The organism is Alphaproteobacteria bacterium HT1-32, assembly GCA_009649675.1.
Lineage (GTDB): Bacteria > Pseudomonadota > Alphaproteobacteria > Rhodospirillales > HT1-32 > HT1-32.
Map to the genome: position 1 here is coordinate 588,779 of WJPL01000001.1, position 19,354 is coordinate 608,132.

Sequence of the window (19,354 nt, forward strand, 5' to 3'; positions counted from 1 at the left end):
TGCCGGAGCACCGCCCTCATTCAGTCTGTCAGGCGATCAGAACAGGATTATCCCTGTTCAATCCTGAGAGCGACGAAGCGAAGCCCTTCGCGGCTTTCAACCAGCAGCAGGACGGATTTCTTGCCGTCCTTGCGGGCCTGCTCAACCCGCGCGGCCACATCTTTCGGAGACTGCACTTCCTGTTGTCCGACCTCGACGATGACATCGCCCGGACGAACGCCCTTTTCTGCGGCAGAGCTATCACCCAGAACATCCGTGACAAGCACGCCCCGCTGATCCGCCTTCAGTTCATACTTGTCTGTCAGCGGTGGTGTTATGGTCGACAGGGTGAGGCCCAGTGACTTGATGGCCTCGTCATCTGCCCGCATTTCGGTCTTGGGCTGATCCATCAGACCGGCGGTTTCCGCCTCTTCCAGTTCCTCGATGTTCACTTTGACGCTGACCCGCTTGCCCTTGCGCCAGAGATCCACATCAACTTTCGATCCGACATCCGTGCCGGCGACAATCCGCGGCAGGCTGCGCATTTCGCCGACTTCCTTGCCGTCGAAGGTCAGGATGACATCACCCGCCTGAATTTTCGCCGCTTCAGCCGGCCCGCCTTCGATGACACTGGAAACCAGCGCACCCCTGGCAGAGTCGAGACCCAGTGTTTCCGCAATCTCGGGGCTGACGACCTGAATGCGGACACCCAGCCAGCCACGTTTGGTGCGGCCAAATTCCCGCAGTTGCTTCACCACCGGAATAGCGGTTGAAGACGGCACCGCGAAACCGATGCCGACAGACCCGCCCGTCGGCGAAAAGATCGCCGTATTGATGCCGATGACATCGCCATCCATGTTGAACATCGGACCGCCGGAGTTACCCCGGTTGATCGACGCATCAGTCTGAATGTAGTTGTCATAGGGGCCGGAGCGGATATCACGGCCACGGGCCGAGACGATACCGGCGGTCACTGTTCCGCCGAGGCCGAACGGGTTGCCGATTGCCATAACCCAGTCACCGACCCGGCTTTTGGCTGAATCGCCAAATTTCACAAACGGCAGTTTCTGACTGGTTTCAACCTTCAGCAGCGCAATATCCGTCTTCGGATCCGTGCCCAGCAGTTTTGCCGGCAGGCGTGTGTCATCCTGCAGCAAAACAAAAATTTCATCGGCGCCATCAATCACGTGATTGTTGGTGACAACATATCCATCCGGATCAACGACAAAACCGGAACCGAGTGACTGCGTCTGACGCGGACGGCCTTCAGGACGGTTCTTGTCAAAGAAGTCCTTGAAGAAATCCTCGAAAGGCGAGCCCGGCGGGAAGTTCGGCAGATCCGGTCCGCCTTCGCCACGTTTGATGGTCTGTGTCGTTGAAATATTCACCACAGCCGGCAACAGCCGTTCCGCCAGATCGGCGAAACTCTCGGGTGCCGAGCGGGCCTGCGCCACGGTCGTGCCGAGCAGGGCAGCGATCAGCGTCAGTGTGAAAGACCAGCGCAGGAAAGTGTCCCGCGGAAAGGTCAGGCTTCCGCTATTGCGGGATAGTGCCAGAGCGTTTTGCATTTTAAACCTGTTCTCCAGTCTTTTTCGCCATCCAGTATGCGCAATGCCGGCTCAGGATACCAGCCCGCACCCGTGGCGAGTTACAGAGTCTGTTCAGCAGGATCATCCTGCTTCAGGATGATGATATGGCCCCCAATTATGATCAATCTAGGGCGTAAAACAGGATTTCACGCGGCAATTTGCAGGATTTTTCAAGAATTCAGGGGCTGATGAGCCAGATAACCAGAATTGCAGCGGTTGCTGCAATCAGACCACCTGCCCTCAGTTGGGGCGAGGGCACCTCCAGCGCGCGCGACATCATGCGCTTCATGCCGTCAGGAAATGCTGCATACAGCAATCCTTCGAGGGCAATTGCCAGTGCCAGTGCCGTCAGAAAGAGTGTCATGTGAACTCTCGGGTTATTTTGCCTCTCCAAAGATAGGGGGCGGTGGCCCTGGGGAAAAGACCACCGCCCCTGGAGGCATCCCGACCATGGCGTTGCCGGGATGAGGATTCGGGCGTAAGCCTTAATCTGCCGGCGGGTTCAGGGGGAAGGAATACCGGCAGATGTCCATCCTCATGCTGTGAAGATGGGGGGCGAATGTGGCCGAAATTTGCCGCTGGTAAGGTCAATTTAAGGAACCGGAGGAAATCATGTGTCACCAAGCCGTTACCTCACAGCCATGTGACTCCCGATATCAAGCCTCCGGCAATACTATCCCCGCTAAAGCAACAAACCAGAGGAAACATCCATGCGCCGCGCGCTGATCGCTGTCGCCCTGACACTGATTATGGGTCAATCCGCCTATGCCGCTGATGAGCGCCTGGTCGTGGTTGAGCTGTTCACCTCGCAGGGCTGCTATTCATGCCCCCCGGCCGACCGGTTTGCCGGAAAGCTGCGTCAGCGCAAGGATGTCCTGCCGCTCTCCTATCATGTGGACTACTGGGATTATATCGGCTGGAAGGACCCCTTCGCCCTGCCCGGCAATGATGAACGTCAGCGCGACTATGCAGCAAGCTTCGGTCTGCACAGCATTTACACACCGCAGATGATTGTCGCCGGGCAAAGCGAAGGCGTCGGTTCAAACGAACGCCTGATCGAAAAGCTGATCAGTGACGTGCAACAGAACGGTCGTTTTGAGGCTGCCCCTGAAATGACAAAGAACGGGGATGGCAGCCTGCGTGTTGACCTGCCACAAAGCGGGTTTACCGGGTCGGCAACCATACTCATGGTCGCATTTCAGGGAGAAAAAACGCAGGTCATTTCCCGCGGCGAAAATGCCGGCAAAACCCTGACCTATTATAATGTGGTCCGGAAAATACAGCGCCTCGGCCTGTGGAATGGTGAAGCCAGGCAGTTTGATCTTGGTCTTCCTGCTGATTTGCCCAAAGGCACTGACGGCTGCGCCATCCTGATTCAGGACCCGGTCAGCGGCGCCATTATTGGCGCCACCCGGATGAATATCTGACAACTATCGCACATCTGCTGCCTGATCCCTGTTGCCACTGCCCGGCGCTCCGTCCTAAAACCATCTGCTGATTGAGCACGCACAAGCCAGACAGGGGACAGACCAGAATGCTGCCGACAACATATCCGGACAAGGAACTCATCGCCGAACTGACCGCCAAGATGCTGATCGAGGTGGAGGCAGTGCATTTTCGCCCCGAAGAGCCGTTCATGCTGACTGCCGGCTGGGCAAGTCCTGTCTATATCGATTGCCGCAAGCTGATCTCCTACCCCCGGGTGCGTCATACCCTGATGGATTTTGCGTCCTCGGTCATTCTCCGGGATGTCGGTTTTGAAAGCATTGATGCCGTCGCAGGTGGTGAAACCGCCGGTATTCCCTTCGCCGCCTGGATCGCTGATCGCCTGATGCTGCCGATGCAGTATGTCCGCAAACAGCCGAAGGGCTTTGGACGCGACGCCCAGATTGAAGGCTCCCTGACCGAAGGTTCCCGGGTGTTGCTGGTGGAAGACCTGACCACCGACGGCGGCAGCAAGCTGAAATTTGCCGAGGCCCTGCGCACCGCCGGAGCTCAGGTTGACCACGCCTTTGTCGTGTTCTTCTATGATTCCTTCGCCGGAGCCCGTGAAACCCTGGCAGATGCCGGCCTGACCCTGCATGCGCTGGCAACCTGGAGAGACGTTCTGGCCGCTGCCCGGAAGCATAATTACTTCGATACGGATCGCCTGGACCGGGTGGAAGAGTTCCTCGCAGATCCGATCAAATGGTCAGCTGCCCATGGGGGCCGTGGAGAATAGACCGCTGGTTCAGTAGTTGATTTTTGCCCGGGTTTCATTCAGGCCCGGCTGAACGGTAAAGGCCGCATCCTTGAAAGCCGGGGCGGAAAGCAGGGCACGCGCATTGTTGGTGAAGCCATAGCCTTCAAGCGGAATGCCCAGCACACCCTGATCGAAATCGCCATTGGCGTTTTCGTCATGATAGAACGCAGCCGCATACTGACCGGGTTCCAGATCCGGAACCTCGATCACCGCCGTCGAGCCGGTAATTTTAACCTTCCCACCGGCAATGCGGCGGTCAGAATCGAGAAATCCGTCGGGCTTGTTGAACAGGGCGATATCGACGACACCCTTATCGCTGCGTAACCCTTCAATATGAATCACCAGCCGCGCTTCACCTGTAGCCGAAGCGAACCAGGCAGGGAAGCTTCCGAAAACAGCCAGCAAAATGAATAATCTGCGCAACATAGCGACCCCATATCGGCGGTCCATGCCATCTGGGCAGGAACACTCTGTCCTTCAATAGTGCATCGAATACTTTGTCAATCGGCGCGCCGGGCGATAAGTCTCCCCTCATGACACAAAATGGTTATCAACTGGTTCTCGCTTCCGCCTCGCCACGACGCCTTGATCTGCTGCGCCAGATCGGCGTGGAGCCAACATCTGTTGCGCCTGCCGATATTGATGAAGCCCCCGGAAAGAACGAGCTTCCGCTAAGGACAGCCCGTCGGCTTGCCATTGAAAAAGCTGAAGCCGTCGCCGCATCGCACAGGGGTGCCTATGTACTGGCGGCTGATACAGTCGTCGCCTGTGGCCGTCGAAATCTTGGCAAGCCCGCGGATGAGGCTGAGGCCCGGAAGTTTCTTGAACTGCTGTCCGGCCGCCGGCATCGGGTACATGGCGGCATCGCCCTGATTGGCCCGGATGGCCGTCGCCTTGACCGTCTGATTACCACGCAGGTCACTTTCAAGCGGCTTGGTGTCGATGACATCAACTGGTATCTCGCCAGTGGCGAATGGCAGGGCAAGGCTGGCGGTTACGCCATTCAGGGTCTTGGCGGCGGGCTGATCCGCGCGCTGAACGGCAGCTACACCAATGTTGTCGGGCTGTCGCTTTTCGATATCCGGAACATGCTTGATGGCTTGGGGTGGCCGGTCCGTGGCGGCGTCTGACCGTCATCTCCTGATCGAGCGTAATCCCGGCGAGTGGCGCCTGGCCGTTCTCGATGATGGCCGGCTTGATGATCTTGTCATTGAGCGGGATCACGAACCCTCCGGCATCGGTGATATTCTGCTTGGCCGGGTACGCTCGGTCCTGCCCGGGATCAAAGCCGCTTTCATCGATACCGGGCAGGGGCCGGATGGCTTTCTGCCACAGCAGGATGCCCGCTGGCTGAATCCGGAAAAACCGGACGCTGCAATCAACACACTGGTCCGGGAAGGCCAGTCGCTGCTGCTTCAGGTTCAGCGCGATGCGGAAAGCACGAAAGGCCCCCGCCTGACCGCCGATATTGGCCTTGGCGGCCGTTTTCTGGTTCTCCGACCCCGCGGCTCTGCTGTACAGCTTTCCCGGAAAATCACCGCCGACGAAACCCGCACCCGGCTACAGAACAGCCTGACAGAACTTGCCGGTAGCAGAGGCTGGATCGTCCGGACAGAAGCCGCCACCGCAGATCCGGATGAAATCATGCTGGAGGCGGAAGGCCTGATCCGGAAATGGCAGGATATCGAGAGCCGATCCGATAAGCTGAAAGCGCCCGCCTTGCTGGACAGTCCGAACAAGGGTCTGGCCGGTTGCCTGCAACGCCTCGGCCTTGCCGGTGTCACCCGTATAACCGTTGATCGTGATGCAACCGCCGCTGCCCTGAACGAACTCCGGCTGATCCCCCATATTCCGGTTGATATCTGCCGGGCATCTGCCGGTCCGCTGGAAACCGAAGGGGCCGCAGAACAGATTGAAGTCCTGACAGGACCAGAGGCAGCCCTTCCCGGGGGTGGCCTGATCCGGATTGAACGGACGGCCGCAGCCACCACCATCGATGTCGACACGGCGGCAGCCAGTGGTAATAGCACCGCACCTGCCCGGCATGCGGTCAATGAGGCTGCTGCCCGCGAAATTCCGCGGCAGTTGCGGCTTCGCAATATTGGCGGCGTCATCCTCATTGATTTCATTCTCGACCGGGACCGCAAACCGGGTGACTGCATCATCGCCACCCTGAAAGCCGGATTCCGGACAGACCCTGAACAGCCGCATATTACCGGCCTGACCCCCTCCGGTCTGGTTGAGGTCATCCGGCGTCGGTCCGGACCAACCCTGGCGGAACGGCTGACAACTTCCGGTCCGGCCTCTCCCTCCCCCGTCACAATGGCACTCGACGCTCTCAAAACCCTGCTGCGTCAGGTCCGGGCTGATCCTTCGTTCCGTCCCGCACTCCGCGCCGGGCGACAGATCATTGACCTGTATCGTGGCGAATTGTCAGACGCCTTGCAGGAAACCGAACGCGCCCTACAGTTCCCCCTGCCGTTGTCCGTCGACGATACACTTGGCGGGCGCATTGAAATTGATCAGACCTGAAGGAAATCATGGCGTCCAAGAAATGTCCGACCTGCGGCAAGGTCACCCGTCCGAAATTCCGCCCTTTCTGCTCGCAGCGCTGCGCAGATATCGACCTCGGCAAATGGCTGAAGGAGGACTATCGCCTGCCCAGCGAGGATGAAACCGACACGGATGAGTGGGATGGCGGAGAAAACCGCTAAACGGATTAATTCCCGTCTGTTTCAATAGCTTGCAGCAAGGCGTTTTTATTCACCGAACCGTGCTGGACAGCCCCGCCAGCCTCAACTATAAACGCCGCTCGCCTGTTTCTGACAGGCTGTGCCCAGGTAGCTCAGTTGGTAGAGCACGTGACTGAAAATCATGGTGTCGGTGGTTCGATTCCGCCCCTGGGCACCACTTTCGCTTCATAAGCTGAAGCAATCAACAAACCCTCAGACGACCCGTCAGCCTCAGTTCGTTTCCCAGAGACGATGAGTCTGTCTGTTATGCTGGCCGGTCAGTTACCGGTTTAATCCGCTTCATCAGCAACATAAGGAGATGCAGGTGATGAAACATACCCCGACGAGGCTCGTAAAGCTTCGCGATCCCAGCTGGCGTGTCCGGCGGGCACTGGGTCACAAGATCGTCGAAGACAAGACCCGCTACAGCCGCAAGGCCAAACACCGAAAAGACCTCCGCAAAGACGGAGGTTTTTTTATGCCCGGAGAAGAAAGATCAACACCTGCCGTCTTTTAACGGGATGGTCAGGTTGATATCTGCCCGTATCACGCCCCCCCCCGGCCGGTTATTCTTCTTCCGGGCGTATCTTGCGGGCGGCGGCGCTGTCGCCGATCCCCTCACGTGCGCCCATTGAGGAGGTTCCGGGGCTACTGGTCCCGGATGAAGTTTCCTTCTTACGACGGGCTTCCCGCCGGGCGATATAAAGCGTCGAGCCGATAATCACTGCACTGCCGGCCCAGGTCCAGGCATCAGGCGCTTCGGCGAAAACGAAGTAACCAACCGCCCCTGCCAGCACCAGCCGGATATAATCAAACGGAGAAACCGCTGTTGCCTCGCCGACCCGGTAGGCGCGAATGACCATATACTGGGCTCCCGCACCACAGGCCCCCATGAAACCAAACCAGAAAAGCTGTTCCAGCGAAGGTTGTTGCCAGACGAACAAAGCCGGGATCAGCGAAACCACCGTCGCAATGATCCCGAACCAGGCGGAGATCGTCAGCGGGCGCTCTGTTGTGGTCAGTCGCTTGATGACCACATGCACACAGGCCACGGTCATCGCCCCGAACAGTGCCACCAGGGCGGCAATGCTGATCGCCTCTTCCCCCGGGCGCAAAATCAGAATGACACCGATAAAGCCAATGGCCGTCGCCGACCAGCGCCGGACCCGCACAACCTCATGCAGAAACAGCACGGCCAGCGGAATGATAAACAGGGGCCGGGCAAAGGACAGTGACACCGCATCGGCCAGCGGCAAGTTCACAAAGGCATAAAATCCACAGAACATTGCCACCAGACCAAGGCTGACCCGCAGCAGGTGCAGGGGAAAACGGTCGGTGCGGACCACCGACCAGCCACCCTCGCGAATGATGAAGGGCAACAGGCTCAGCAGATGGAACAGGCAGCGAAAAAAGACGATCTGCATGCTGTCGAAATGCTGACCCATCGTCTTGATGGTCGTCGCCATCATGGTGAAGATCACCGTCGACAACATGATCCAGATGGCACCACGGGTATTGCCGGGAAGCGCCAGCCAGCCTTTGTTGAAAGCTTTTCGGGTAAATGTCACGGGAATGCGAACCAGTCCGTAAGGCAGCTTGAAATTTTCATTGTCCGTACATATCACGCCGGACAATGTTTTGTGCAGCACTCTTTCGCGTCAGCTATCACAGCCTCGCTTTTGCACTGCATCGGATTACGTTAAAGATAGATCAGAACTGACCCCAAGCTGGAGAGAGACAGCCCGTGACCAAACCGCTCTGGACACCTTCGGAAGACGCGATCGCCAAGGCAAACATGACCAGTTTTGCCCGTCATATTGAGCGCGAAAGCAGGGAATCATTACCGGATTATCACTCCCTCCATCTTTTCTCGGTTCGCCGGAAAAGTACCTTCTGGGATGCCATCTGGGATTTTTGCGGCGTCATCGGCGACAAGGGTTCTGACCGGGTACTGATCGACGAAGACCGGATGCCCGGCGCCCGCTTCTTCCCCGACGCCACCCTCAATTTCGCCGAGAACCTGTTACGCCGTCGGGATGATGCAGATGCCATGGTTTTCAGGGGTGAAGACAAGGTCAACCGGCGGGTCAGTTTCCACGACCTCTACAACATGGTCTCCCGGTTGCAGCAGGCTTTGCGCGCCGCCGGGGTCGGACCGGGTGACCGGGTTGCCGGTTACCTGCCGAACATGCCGGAAACGATCATGGCAATGCTGGCTGCGACCTCCATCGGGGCGGTCTGGTCATCCGCATCACCGGATTTCGGTGTGCGCGGCGTTGTCGACCGGTTTGGCCAGATCGATCCGAAGGTCCTGTTCTGCGTTGATGGCTATCACTACAACGGCAAAAGCCATGACTGTCTGGCGAAAACCGCAGAGATCGCCGGAGAAATCAGCGCCATCACGAAAGTCGTGGTCATTCCCTACGTGAAGGACAGCCCGGATATTTCGATGGTCCGGGATGCGGTAATACTGAGTGACTTTGTCGCAGATTTCGCAGAAGCCGAAGTAACCTATGAGCGCCTGCCCTTCGATCATCCGCTCTATATCCTCTATTCCTCCGGCACCACCGGCGCACCGAAATGCATCGTTCACCGTGCGGGCGGTGTGCTGCTCCAGCATCTGAAGGAGCATGTGCTGCATTGTGACCTGAAGCGTGATGACCGCATTTTCTATTTCACCACCTGTGGCTGGATGATGTGGAACTGGCTGGTCACGGCTCTGGCCTGCGAGGCGACGCTGCTGCTGTATGACGGCTCGCCTTTCTATCCGGACGGCAATGTACTCTATGACTTCGCCGAAGCCGAACGTATGAACATCTTCGGCACTTCTGCAAAATGGATCGACGCCTGCGCCAAGGGAGGTATCGAGCCGGTAAAGACCCATGACCTGTCGACTGTCAGGATGATGACCTCGACCGGATCACCCCTGTCACCGGAAAGCTTCGACTATGTCTATGAGAAGGTGAAGCCGGATATCCATCTGGCCTCCATCGCCGGTGGCACCGATCTGGTTGCCTGCTTCATGCTGGGCTCCCCCCTGCTGCCGGTCTGGCGTGGCGAGATCCAGTGTGCCGGTCTCGGTATGGAAACCACCGTTTATGATGATAACGGACAGGCCGTGACCGGTGAGAAGGGCGAACTGGTCTGCACCGGCCCCTTCCCCTCCATGCCCCTCGGTTTCTGGAATGACCCCGGCGACACAAAATATCGCGCCGCCTATTACGAAAAGTACGAGAATATCTGGCATCACGGCGACTTCGTGGAAAAAACCGATCATGGCGGCTTCATCGTCTTCGGCCGGTCAGATGCAGTTCTTAATCCGGGCGGCGTGCGTATCGGGACGGCGGAAATTTATCGTCAGGTCGAACAGCTGGATGAAATCCTTGAAGGTCTGGTCATCGGGCAGGACTGGGACAGCGACGTGCGGGTTGTGCTGTTTGTCCGTCTGGCCGAAGGCATAACCCTGGACGAGGCGCTGGAGAAGAAAGTCCGGACCCGGATTCGTGCCAACTGTACCCCGCGTCATGTTCCGGCGAAGATCGTACCCGTCGCCGACATTCCGCGCACCAAATCCGGCAAGATTGTCGAGCTGGCCGTGCGGGATGTGGTTCATGGCCGCGAGGTGAAGAACAAGGAAGCACTGGCCAACCCGGAGGCACTGGAGCTGTTCCGCGATCTCGACATACTGAAAAGCTGAGATAACCGTCAAGGCGGCCATGTCTGCGACTTCCCGTATTCTGCTGATTGCCATTGCCGTCCTGTCCGGGACAGCAGGGCTGCGGGCGCAGGAGCCTGCCATCGCAGACGATGTCGAAGCCTGCCGTGCTGACCCCAGATTTCTTGTCGGCGGTGCCGCCATGGGGGAATGCCTGCTCGAAATTGCGGCAGATACTGAGGAACAGCTTGCCGTAAAACTCTCGCAAACGGCCAAGCTGTATTGTACCGATTCAGACCGTCAGGCGCTCCGGGCCAGTCACGAACAATGGCTGGCAGCCCGTCAGCGTCAATGCGGATTACTGACGGACTCACCCGGTAACACCTCTTCCTACGTCAATGGGGCCGCCTGTTCACTGATCGCTGTGCGCCAGCAGCTGGAAGTTCTCGAACTGCTGGAAAACTACGCCCGTCCCCGCTGCGATGGTCCGGCCCTCACCATTGCTGCCAGCCGCTTCGGCGAACAGTCCGATGAAACTGTCGAAATTCCCTATGCCGACATGTCCTGGCAGGTCACTGGCGAAACCGGCGACCGCCATCTCGTTGTCCGCCAAACCGCAGATGGCACCGAACTCGCCCGGCAGGATATTTCGGATTGCCGGTTCTGTGGTGACAGCCGGGAAGACAATTGTCAGGAAGACGGGGTGTTCGTCCTGCAGGACTGGCGAACGCCGGAGAAGCCGGCCCTGTTCCATGTCTGTCATGTCGGCGCACATTCACAGCGGCTCGACCTGATTGATCCCACCGTCACCGGCGGGGCATCACAGCTGCGGGTAACCGCCCCTTATATCCTGACCTGGAAACTCCGTAACGGCACCCTGACCGCCACACCCGACGGGGATAACAGGCAAAGAAAATTCTGGCCAACCCCCTGATATTACGCCTTGTTCTAAATTTTCCACCTACTTATAGTTTGCCATAACCGGCGTGGCATTCCTGTTCCGTATCTCTTTGCAGCAACGACCGGAAATTGTCCTGGCTGATAACAGACCGGGCATTCTCAGTCACAGTTCCGGGGACCATCATGAACGGCCTGAACTTTACCCTGACTGTCCGGGTACCTGCTATCCTCACTACCCTGCTGTTTCTGATGACCGGTTGCGTGACGGATGGCGGCACCACCGCCGGTCAGTATCTCGATCAGAAGACCCCGATCTTCCAGCAGCGCACCGACATAATGATCGAGGCCTTTGAAAAAGGCTGCCTCGATCGACGAATTGATGAGGTCATCGCGGCAGGTCAGGGCCTCTCCTGGCCAAACCGGAAAATAACACTGCCCGTCCGTCCGTATTCGAACACACAGGCTGAGACAACCTCACTGATTTCTGCCTTCTCCACGAACTGGAGCAGAAACAAAATCATTCCCGGGCAGGACGAATTCCTGAGAGAAGTGCTGAAGGCACAGATTGCCGACTCACCTTACGTTCTCCGCTGCCTGCAGGTCATGAAAGATGTCGATTTTATCCGCCTGATCGAAGCAATGAAACAGACCGGATATATCGGCAAGGTCCAGAACTGGCGGCGAGAGAAATATGGTTTTTTTGAAACCCAGTACTATTTTACCTTCCCGCAAGACATCCCTGTCCTGCTATCCGTCATCACCCAGTCCAATACCATCAAGCCGGACCAGCAGAGCTGTTATCAGTATTCAGGCTGCACTGGATACGGCTTCAACGAAGCACGGCTGGAGTTGTATATCGGACTATCCACCGGACAGATGCCCCCGGTCACCATCCGGGAATTTCTGAATGAAATGACCCTGGTTGCATCAGATGCAATGCGCCAGCAGGTCGACAGCATGACCCGGAAAATCCAGGCCGCCCTGACAAACTATCATCGGGAAATCGTCAACCGAAACAATGCTGAACATGCAGAAAGTCAACGAAGGTTTGATGAGGCTGTTGCCCGTACCAAACGTAACAGCATGTCCGATTCGCAAATTTTTTCTTCCGCGCTACAGCAGAGTATAAATAGCATGCAGCGCCAGCAAAAAGCCTTCAATGATATCGACCGCAAGGTTGGTGCAGGAAACCAGAGCCAGCGGCGTCTCGATAATGCAGTAAAGGCACGGCAACTCTATGGCGATAACACACCATCAGGGTCTGCCGGAAACTCTGGCACGACCGGCAACAGTCTGTCGCTCACTGCTGGCTGCCCAGGAACCTATGTTGATCCCCCGGCAAAATATAAAGGTAAGTGGCCACAGCTGCGCTACGGCTGCGATCAGCATTACAAGTCGGAAGCTGAAGTTCAGGCTGTCTATGCAGAATGGACAAGCAAACGGGAAAAGTGGGACGCTGAACGTGCAGCCATGATCAAACAGCGAGAAGACGCCATCAACCGCAGCCGGGAAAACGCCGTAAAAAACAAACAAAAGTGCAAAGGATGCACAACCGAGAAGTAACTGTGCCGGATCATCCAAACGGAACCGGAGATTGGAAACAATCCGGGGCTGGATTTAGATTTGTCTAATTTTCCATCACATCCGTTGCGCTGCAGCCGCTCCGACTGGTCAAAGAAAAACCGCCGGCCACGTTTCCTGTGACCGGCGGTTTTATCTAACTTCTGAAATCAGAGGCTGGCTCAGCGAACGTAAACGTGAACTTCGCTGGTAGCGGCAGCCGGGCTGGGCCGTGATGAGACAATGATCCGGTCTGACGGCAGACCCATCTGGGTCAGTGAGCGGAGAACGCCATCGGCATTCTGCTTCGCCTGTGTGCTGCCAAGGGCGCGCTGGGCGTTGCCGCCCTGACCCGGTGCAATGGCCACCAGTTCAAACGTGGCATTCGGGCGTCGTGACAGGGCCTGATTGACCGCATTAAACAGCGGCTGCTGATAGGCAACATCTGGCCGGTCGAAGCGGATAATCACCAGTGGCCGGGTGCCACCGGTATCGGCCCGCGGTGTGTAGCTCGGCTGTGCGGCGAGGCTTTTGCCATAGAGTTCGCCGTTTTTGATGGAGACAGCCAGTGCCGTCATGTTTGCCCGTTCAGTGCCAATCTGGCTGTTCTGGCGGGTAATATCGGTATTCACTTCGTTCAGCAGGCGTTCGATCAGAACGGTGGTGCGTTCCACCTCGTCCTCGACGACGGCAAGCTGCTGATGATCTTCATCAACCGCACCGGACAGGGCCAGTGCTGCACGGGAACTGTCATGCAGATAAGCGGCCATGGTGGCATCAGCGGCAATGCCCGTGGACAATGCATTCAGCTGGGAGACACTGCCTTCAAGCTGTGACAGCTGGCTCTGTGCCTGATTCCACTGGGCGATCAGATTGGGATTGCCCGGCGTGGTGCCAACCTGCAACCGCGAGGTCACACCGGCAATGGATGCGTGATACTGACCGGAAATTGCCGCCATCTGACCACGGATCTGCTGCAACTGGTCGTTATGCGATCCGATGGAGGATTGCAGTTTCGACAACTCACCGCGCAATTCGCCGATCTTCTGCCCGACAAAGGTACTGGAGGTCGAGGAATTGCCCAGCGAGGCAAGCTGTGATCCCTGTGATGAAGGCGGAACAACATTCGTGCCCGCATATCCGGCGCCCGGAGGAGGCACCTGAACCTGTCCCTGGACCGGAGCCTGTGCCGTGCCAGCCGGCGCGTTTGGCGCTGCCGGGTCATTGGCATCCAGCGAGGGAAACAGCGTATCGGATGCATAGCTGCAGCCGACCAGCAAAAGAGCTGCGCTCAGCGCGATAGCGGGTGATTTCAGCGAGGCCATTGGGTACTTTTTCCCTTGGTCAGTGTCATTATCGGCGGTTCAGCCCGTTTGTCGGACCATACAGCAGTTTTACGCACAAAGAAATATGCGCTTGGTTTCCCTGTCAGTCGCGGAGGATAGTATCCGAACAGCATTTGCGCTACAAGACAAAGAGCAAGCAAACCAAGCCTTTGCGGCAATCTTGGTTAATGCTTTGTTACTGCCCCCTGAACTCCGGCCATGAACCTGCCCGCCGCCTGAATTTTTTTCGCATCATCGGCCTTGCCACACCCCGCCCCTTCCATTACAACCCCGCTCTCCGCGCGAGGCAAGACCCCGCGGCGGCTGCGCCCGTAGCTCAACTGGATAGAGCGTCTGACTACGGATCAGGAGGTTGGGAGTTCGAATCTTCCCGGGCGCGCCATTTCCCCTTCGCTTGCGAAGCGAAAAAAGAAACCCCAAACAGTCATTATCCGTGAGAGCCTGTACTGCACTATCGCGTTTCAGGGCCTCCTGCACGCTTTGCCGGATTGCTTCGCGCACCACCTCGCTGCCTGATGCATAATGGCAAGAGGCAAATAGACCACTTTATCCTCCTATATTTGCCCCAGGAAGAGACCACATTCACACCGAGACTATATCTGGTGAGGACATGTCACTGCCCTCACCGGTGAATGTTTCAGCGACTGCCCATACCCAATGATGTCAGTCGCTCGCTATACAGCGCACAGGCTGTCTCATAGCGTGGGGCGACGAGGGCCATGACAGTGTCGGACGCCTGGTCCGGTGTACCGGAGCGGAATGGAGGGTTCGGGTCGTATTCGATTGCCAGCTGAACGCTTTTGGCAACCTCCGTACCGGCAATGTCGGCCAGGATGGAAAGGCCGAAATCAATCCCTGAGGTCACGCCCCCTGCCGTCGTGACATTGCCATCTGTCACGATCCGCTTTGCCTCATGGGTGGCCCCGACCATCGGCAGCAGGCTGGTATAACCCCAGTGAGTTGTTGCACGCCGTCCGTCGAGCAGACCGGCGGCACCCAACAGGAAGGCGCCGGTACAGACGGAAGTGACATATTTTGCCCCCGCAGCCTGATGGCGGATGAAATCAACTGTCGGCTTGTCCAGCATCGCATCAGCAACACCGCCACCGCCCGGCACACAGATCAGGTCCAGTTGCGGGCAGGTCTCGAACGTATCGGTCGGCACCAGATCAAGACTGCAATCGCTTGGCACCGGCTCCATGCTTTTGGCGACAATATGCATCTTTGAGTCCGGCAGGCGCGAGAGAACCTGCAACGGCCCGGTAAAATCAAGCTGGGTCAGATTGGGGAAAAGGACGAAACCGACGTTAAAGCTGCTCATGACTGTTCTCCATTGATTTGAAACGGTTACGAAAATCGGTCGGGCTGGTCTGGAGCACCCGCGCAAAGGCACGGTCCATACGGCGAAGCGACCCGAACCCGGCATCAGTTGCGATTGAGGAAAGCGAAAGATCACTTTCAAGGATGGCCCGGCGCGCCAGATCAAGCCTGACCCGCTCGACAAATTCTGCCGGACTGGTGCTGAAGATTTTCCGGAACCGCCGGGTCAGCGTCCGCACAGACATGCAGGCCTCCTCGGCAAGCCTTTCGACAGACCAGTTTCTGTCAGGATCAGCGGTTATCGCCTCAACAAGACCATCAAGCTCGCCGACCGGGGCTGCCTGCCCCATCAGATCGGCAGAAAACTGGCTCTGGCCACCGGGGCGAATGCGAAACATGACATGCTGCCGGGCGACAGCCAGAGCCGTTATCTTGTCATGATCCGCTTCAATCATCGCCAGCGCGAGATCAATGCCAGCCGTCACACCGGCGGATGTCCAGATGGTTTCATCCCGGATGTAAATGGCATCCGGCTCAACGGTGATCTGCGGCCGGAACTGTTGCAGCCGCGCCGCAGACTGCCAGTGGGTTGTCGCCCGGCGCCCGTCAAGCACACCGGCTGCTGCCAGCAGGAAAGCACCGGTACAGACGGAAGCAATCCGCGGAACCCGCCCGTCAGCCCGGCGCACCAGATCTGCAATCTCGCCGGTCGCCAGCGCCTCCTCCAGCCCGCCGCTGCCACCGGCGATAATCAGACTGTCCGTGGCGCAGAGCAGTTCATCCGTAATATCACCCAGACCAAGGTCCGGCAGAATCCTGATACCGGACGAAGTGCGTATGGGAACCATGCTATCCGGCGCCACAATGCGGACCCGGTAGACATCACGCCCCAGTTCTTCACTGGTGCCTGTGAACATCTGGGCCGGACCGGTCACATCCAGAATCTGGGCGCCGGGATAAGTCACAAGCAGGATTTCATGTTGTCTGGTCATGCCTGCAATCTAGGCCCATCCGGTTTTGGCCTAAAGGACATTATATAGTCATTTTCGGCCAAAACCGGGCAGCAGGAATTCCACATGAATGGCCCCGGTGGAAATTTCGGCCCGCAGTACATATCTAGAAACAAACCGGCATAACGGCCGCACTCAAACCGGGATTTCAGATATGCAGAACATCTTCACTCACCCGCTCATCGCCCCTCTCGCCGCCCTGTCTCTGCTCGCGGCCTCCCCGGCCGCAGCACATGGCGTGAAACATGCCCATCAGGTGGCACAGGGAAGCTCTGAAGTTGCCATCGAGGCAGTGAAGCTGAACAGCAGCCTGACCCTGCTGTCAGGCGTCAACGGATTTACCGGAGGCAATGTACTGGTCTCGAACGGGATCGACGGGATGCTGGTGATTGATGATAAAATTCCCGAGATGACCGACAAGCTGATCGAAGAACTGAGCAAGATCGGCGATATGGACAGGCTGAAATTCGTGCTGAACACGCACTGGCATTTCGACCATGCCGGCGGCAATGCCGAACTGGGCAAGACCGCCACCATCATCGCCCATACCAATACCCGCAAACGCCTGTCGACCGAACAGAAGCTGGACGCCTTCAAGATGGTGCTGCCGCCCAGCCCGAAAAGCGCCCTGCCGGTCATCACCTTCGATCAGAGCCTGTCGGTTCATTTCAATGGTGAGGAACTCAAGCTGATGCATTTCCCCGCCAGCCATACGGATACGGATGCGGTGATCTATTTCAGCAAGTCCAACCTGCTGCATACCGGTGATCTGTTTTTCAACGGCATGTTCCCGTTCGTTGACGTACAGAACGGTGGCAATGTGCTGAACCTGACAAAATCAGTTGCCCGGCTGATCGAGACGTATCCGGAAAACACGAAAATTGTCCCCGGTCACGGCCCGGTCGCCAACATGCGCGACCTCCGTGCCTTCCACAAAATGCTGACGGTGACCACGGCCAATGTTGTCGCAATGGCTGATGCCGGCAAAACTCTGGACGAGATCAAGGCAGCCGGCGTCCCTAAAGAATATGAGAAGTGGGGCGCCATTATCGATGCGGCGACCTGGAACAGCCTGATCCATGCCAGCCTGAAGAAATAGTCAGGGGTGGCTCAGGACGATCCGGATGTCGTGGCTTACCCGTTCAGCAAACGGATCATTTTCATTGCCTATCGATGCAATTCATACAATCGAATTCATCAATTACCCTTCATGGCCTAGTTTCCTGTCAGCACTCACAGCAGGAACACAGCCATGCAAACCCGGAACCTGACCACCACCCACCTTCAGCCAGAACCCTTTTCAGTGCCCCGGTCCATTTCCCGGACGGGTTGGCTGGCTTTGGGTTATCTGCTGTTTAGCATTGGTATTCTCGGCATGTTTCTGCCGGTCATGCCGACGACGGTTTTCTGGATACTGGCTGCGGGCTGTTTTCTGAAATCATCACCGGCAATGTATCAGCGGATCATCACATCCCCCCGATATGGCCGTGCCGTCCGGGACATGGTTGAGGACGGGATTGTCTCGCAACCGGCCAAGATCGCTGCCGTCTGCGGCATGGCCGTTGGTGCACTGGTGCTGTTACTGACACCCGCCCCCGCCATGGCGAAGCTGATTGGTTGTGGTGTCATCGCCGTCTCCGCGATGATCGTGACCAGCCGGCCTTCGGCCCGCCCGGGGGCCGCCAAGGCGAACTGAGCGCGCCCCGGCAATAACAATACGCCCTTTCAGTCGCGGCCCATCCTTTTGCTTTTCCTTCGCTGACGCGCCGCGTCAGAATGCCGGAAAGAGGAGCGCAGGATGACACGACTGAGAGACTATAACAGAAGCCTGATTGGCCAGCCCGGCAGCCGCCAGCAGATTGAAACACCGGCACTGGTGGTCGATCTGGATGCCCTGCAAACCAATATTGACGGCATGCAGGCCTTTGCCACGGCAGGGGGATTCAACATCCGGCCGCATGGCAAGACCCATAAATGTGCAGAAATTGCCCGCCGGCAGATGGCGGCAGGTGCCGTCGGGGTTTGCGCGGCAAAGCTGGGCGAGGCCGAAGTGTTCGCCGCAGGCGGCGTCGGGCAGGTTCTGCTGACCTCACCTGTCGTGGCACCGGGCCGGATCAGCCGCCTGCTGGATCTCGCCGCGGCGCATCCCGATATCATTACCGTTGCCGATGACCCCGAGAATGTCGCCGCGCTGAATGCCGCAGCACTGAGCCGGGGCGTTATCCTGAATCTGCTGGTCGATGTTGATGCCGGGTTTCACCGGTTTGGCACGGAATCTCCCGCAGCGGCCTGCGCACTGGCACAACAGATTGCCGATGCTCCGGCGCTGCGACTGCGCGGTGTTCAGGGCTATGCCGGAGACGTACAGCATATTGCTAATTTTGAAGAACGGCGGATTGAGTCGGAAAAACGTATCCGCATGCTGGGTGCTGCGCGTGACGCCATTCGCGCCGCCGGGCTGGAATGCGACATTGTTACCGGCGGCGGTACCGGCACCCACGCCATCGACCCGGCACTTGGCATTCTGACGGACGTACAGGTCGGTTCCTACATATTTTCAGACGTACAGTACGATCATGTCGAGCTGCGGGCGACCGACAACCACCCCTTCCGCAACGCCCTGTTCGTCTATACCCGTGTTGTCAGCGCCCGCCATGACGGCTTTGCCACCACTGATGCCGGGTCGAAAGGCTTTTCGACCGAAGACTACCCGCCACAGATTGTTGCGGGTGTCCCATCCGGATCAGTCTACAGCATCTTCGGTGACGAATTCGGCAAGGTAACGCTGCCGGATCCGGCCGCCCGTCTGCCCCTGAACAGTCTGATCGAATGCGTCATCCCACATTGCGACCCGACCCTGAACCTTTATGACGACCTCTATATCGTCTCCGGCGATAAGCTGGTTGATATCTGGGCCATTGAAGGACGCGGTGGTGCCGGTTAGGCGGATCAGATTCCGATCTGCCCGGCGATGACTGTACTGACTATTCCTGAAGGCTGGCCGTTGCTGCCATCCTTCGA

At 57.8% G+C, this 19,354-nt stretch carries 19 protein-coding genes and 2 tRNA genes; 14 read left to right on the forward strand and 7 right to left on the reverse strand.

The window, feature by feature from the left end; all coding sequences use genetic code 11:
• Window positions 1–47: 47 nt before the first annotated feature.
• Both GH722_02745 and GH722_02750 read right to left on the reverse strand, forming a co-directional pair.
• Window positions 48–1,547 (reverse strand): Do family serine endopeptidase, encoded by a 1,500-nt coding sequence (locus tag GH722_02745; protein MRG70673.1) that lies wholly within the window; start codon window positions 1,545–1,547, stop codon window positions 48–50.
• A 199-nt stretch (window positions 1,548–1,746) separates the two neighbouring features.
• Window positions 1,747–1,932 (reverse strand): DUF2065 family protein, encoded by a 186-nt coding sequence (locus tag GH722_02750; protein MRG70674.1) that lies wholly within the window; start codon window positions 1,930–1,932, stop codon window positions 1,747–1,749.
• 346 nt (window positions 1,933–2,278) lie between these two features.
• Here GH722_02750 and GH722_02755 point away from each other — a divergent pair, with 346 nt between their 5' ends.
• Window positions 2,279–2,995 carry a DUF1223 domain-containing protein gene (locus tag GH722_02755; protein MRG70675.1) on the forward strand — a complete coding sequence of 239 codons (717 nt, stop codon included), beginning with the start codon at window positions 2,279–2,281 and terminating at the stop codon, window positions 2,993–2,995.
• Between the two features lie 107 nt (window positions 2,996–3,102).
• The gene (locus GH722_02760) at window positions 3,103–3,789 is read left to right on the forward strand and encodes an orotate phosphoribosyltransferase (GenBank protein MRG70676.1); all 687 of its coding nucleotides are present in this window, start codon (window positions 3,103–3,105) and stop codon (window positions 3,787–3,789) included.
• Between the two features lie 9 nt (window positions 3,790–3,798).
• On the opposite strand, the gene GH722_02765 is transcribed toward GH722_02760, so the two are convergent.
• Window positions 3,799–4,260, reverse strand: coding sequence for a DUF2141 domain-containing protein (locus GH722_02765; protein MRG70677.1), 462 nt, complete (start codon window positions 4,258–4,260; stop codon window positions 3,799–3,801).
• Window positions 4,261–4,343: 83 nt separating this feature from the next.
• On the opposite strand from GH722_02765, the gene maf reads away from it, so the two are divergent.
• The 5 genes from maf to GH722_02790 all read left to right on the forward strand — a co-directional run bounded on the left by maf (window position 4,344) and on the right by GH722_02790 (window position 7,059).
• Window positions 4,344–4,940, forward strand: a complete 597-nt coding sequence (gene maf, locus GH722_02770; protein MRG70678.1) for a septum formation protein Maf — start codon at window positions 4,344–4,346, stop codon at window positions 4,938–4,940.
• Window positions 4,864–6,342 (forward strand): hypothetical protein, encoded by a 1,479-nt coding sequence (locus GH722_02775; protein ID MRG70679.1) that lies wholly within the window; start codon window positions 4,864–4,866, stop codon window positions 6,340–6,342. The genes maf and GH722_02775 overlap by 77 nt, the downstream gene beginning before the upstream one ends.
• A gap of 5 nt (window positions 6,343–6,347) precedes the next feature.
• Window positions 6,348–6,524 (forward strand): DNA gyrase inhibitor YacG, encoded by a 177-nt coding sequence (yacG, locus tag GH722_02780; protein ID MRG70680.1) that lies wholly within the window; start codon window positions 6,348–6,350, stop codon window positions 6,522–6,524.
• A 120-nt stretch (window positions 6,525–6,644) separates the two neighbouring features.
• Window positions 6,645–6,720 (forward strand) — tRNA-Phe (locus tag GH722_02785).
• 147 nt (window positions 6,721–6,867) lie between these two features.
• Complete coding sequence (locus GH722_02790) at window positions 6,868–7,059, forward strand: hypothetical protein (GenBank protein ID MRG70681.1); 192 nt, start codon at window positions 6,868–6,870, stop codon at window positions 7,057–7,059.
• A 49-nt stretch (window positions 7,060–7,108) separates the two neighbouring features.
• On the opposite strand, the gene GH722_02795 is transcribed toward GH722_02790, so the two are convergent.
• Window positions 7,109–8,191 carry an EamA family transporter gene (locus tag GH722_02795; GenBank protein ID MRG70682.1) on the reverse strand — a complete coding sequence of 361 codons (1,083 nt, stop codon included), beginning with the start codon at window positions 8,189–8,191 and terminating at the stop codon, window positions 7,109–7,111.
• Window positions 8,192–8,286: 95 nt separating this feature from the next.
• Here GH722_02795 and GH722_02800 point away from each other — a divergent pair, with 95 nt between their 5' ends.
• The 3 genes from GH722_02800 to GH722_02810 all read left to right on the forward strand — a co-directional run bounded on the left by GH722_02800 (window position 8,287) and on the right by GH722_02810 (window position 12,660).
• The gene (locus tag GH722_02800) at window positions 8,287–10,239 is read left to right on the forward strand and encodes an acetoacetate--CoA ligase (GenBank protein MRG70683.1); all 1,953 of its coding nucleotides are present in this window, start codon (window positions 8,287–8,289) and stop codon (window positions 10,237–10,239) included.
• A gap of 19 nt (window positions 10,240–10,258) precedes the next feature.
• Entirely contained in the window at window positions 10,259–11,131 is an 873-nt protein-coding gene (locus tag GH722_02805; GenBank protein ID MRG70684.1) for a hypothetical protein, read from the forward strand.
• Window positions 11,132–11,700: 569 nt separating this feature from the next.
• Window positions 11,701–12,660, forward strand: a complete 960-nt coding sequence (locus GH722_02810; GenBank protein MRG70685.1) for a hypothetical protein — start codon at window positions 11,701–11,703, stop codon at window positions 12,658–12,660.
• Window positions 12,661–12,839: 179 nt separating this feature from the next.
• Here the strand turns inward: GH722_02810 and GH722_02815 are convergent, their stop codons facing one another.
• A complete protein-coding gene (locus GH722_02815) occupies window positions 12,840–13,982 on the reverse strand; it encodes a hypothetical protein (GenBank protein ID MRG70686.1) in 1,143 nt (380 codons plus the stop codon).
• Between the two features lie 326 nt (window positions 13,983–14,308).
• On the opposite strand from GH722_02815, the gene GH722_02820 reads away from it, so the two are divergent.
• Window positions 14,309–14,385 (forward strand) — tRNA-Arg (locus GH722_02820).
• A gap of 255 nt (window positions 14,386–14,640) precedes the next feature.
• Here GH722_02820 and GH722_02825 read toward each other — a convergent pair.
• Together GH722_02825 and GH722_02830 are read right to left on the reverse strand one after the other, a co-directional pair.
• Window positions 14,641–15,324 carry a DJ-1/PfpI family protein gene (locus tag GH722_02825; GenBank protein ID MRG70687.1) on the reverse strand — a complete coding sequence of 228 codons (684 nt, stop codon included), beginning with the start codon at window positions 15,322–15,324 and terminating at the stop codon, window positions 14,641–14,643.
• Window positions 15,311–16,315, reverse strand: coding sequence for a helix-turn-helix domain-containing protein (locus tag GH722_02830; GenBank protein ID MRG70688.1), 1,005 nt, complete (start codon window positions 16,313–16,315; stop codon window positions 15,311–15,313). Before GH722_02830 ends, GH722_02825 begins: the two co-directional genes overlap by 14 nt.
• Before the next feature lie 88 nt (window positions 16,316–16,403).
• Here GH722_02830 and GH722_02835 point away from each other — a divergent pair, with 88 nt between their 5' ends.
• The 3 genes from GH722_02835 (at window position 16,404) to GH722_02845 (ending at window position 19,277) form a co-directional block, all read left to right on the forward strand.
• Entirely contained in the window at window positions 16,404–17,432 is a 1,029-nt protein-coding gene (locus GH722_02835; GenBank protein ID MRG70689.1) for an MBL fold metallo-hydrolase, read from the forward strand.
• 153 nt (window positions 17,433–17,585) lie between these two features.
• Window positions 17,586–18,029: a DUF454 family protein gene (locus GH722_02840; protein ID MRG70690.1), complete on the forward strand. Its 444-nt coding sequence runs from the start codon at window positions 17,586–17,588 to the stop codon at window positions 18,027–18,029.
• A gap of 102 nt (window positions 18,030–18,131) precedes the next feature.
• Complete coding sequence (locus GH722_02845) at window positions 18,132–19,277, forward strand: DSD1 family PLP-dependent enzyme (GenBank protein MRG70691.1); 1,146 nt, start codon at window positions 18,132–18,134, stop codon at window positions 19,275–19,277.
• Window positions 19,278–19,354 lie beyond the last annotated feature (77 nt).

Coding starts and splice junctions, on each gene's coding strand:
- GH722_02750 (MRG70674.1), bottom strand. CDS start 1,932: ATGACACTCTTTCTGACGGCACTGGCACTGGCAATTGCCCTCGAAGGA.
- GH722_02840 (MRG70690.1), top strand. CDS start 17,586: ATGCAAACCCGGAACCTGACCACCACCCACCTTCAGCCAGAACCCTTT.
- GH722_02805 (MRG70684.1), top strand. CDS start 10,259: ATGTCTGCGACTTCCCGTATTCTGCTGATTGCCATTGCCGTCCTGTCC.
- GH722_02830 (MRG70688.1), bottom strand. CDS start 16,315: ATGACCAGACAACATGAAATCCTGCTTGTGACTTATCCCGGCGCCCAG.
- GH722_02775 (MRG70679.1), top strand. CDS start 4,864: ATGTTGTCGGGCTGTCGCTTTTCGATATCCGGAACATGCTTGATGGCT.
- GH722_02765 (MRG70677.1), bottom strand. CDS start 4,260: ATGGACCGCCGATATGGGGTCGCTATGTTGCGCAGATTATTCATTTTG.
- GH722_02755 (MRG70675.1), top strand. CDS start 2,279: ATGCGCCGCGCGCTGATCGCTGTCGCCCTGACACTGATTATGGGTCAA.
- GH722_02825 (MRG70687.1), bottom strand. CDS start 15,324: ATGAGCAGCTTTAACGTCGGTTTCGTCCTTTTCCCCAATCTGACCCAG.
- GH722_02760 (MRG70676.1), top strand. CDS start 3,103: ATGCTGCCGACAACATATCCGGACAAGGAACTCATCGCCGAACTGACC.
- GH722_02815 (MRG70686.1), bottom strand. CDS start 13,982: ATGGCCTCGCTGAAATCACCCGCTATCGCGCTGAGCGCAGCTCTTTTG.
- maf (MRG70678.1), top strand. CDS start 4,344: ATGACACAAAATGGTTATCAACTGGTTCTCGCTTCCGCCTCGCCACGA.
- GH722_02835 (MRG70689.1), top strand. CDS start 16,404: ATGGCCCCGGTGGAAATTTCGGCCCGCAGTACATATCTAGAAACAAAC.
- GH722_02745 (MRG70673.1), bottom strand. CDS start 1,547: ATGCAAAACGCTCTGGCACTATCCCGCAATAGCGGAAGCCTGACCTTT.
- GH722_02810 (MRG70685.1), top strand. CDS start 11,701: ATGAAAGATGTCGATTTTATCCGCCTGATCGAAGCAATGAAACAGACC.
- GH722_02845 (MRG70691.1), top strand. CDS start 18,132: ATGACACGACTGAGAGACTATAACAGAAGCCTGATTGGCCAGCCCGGC.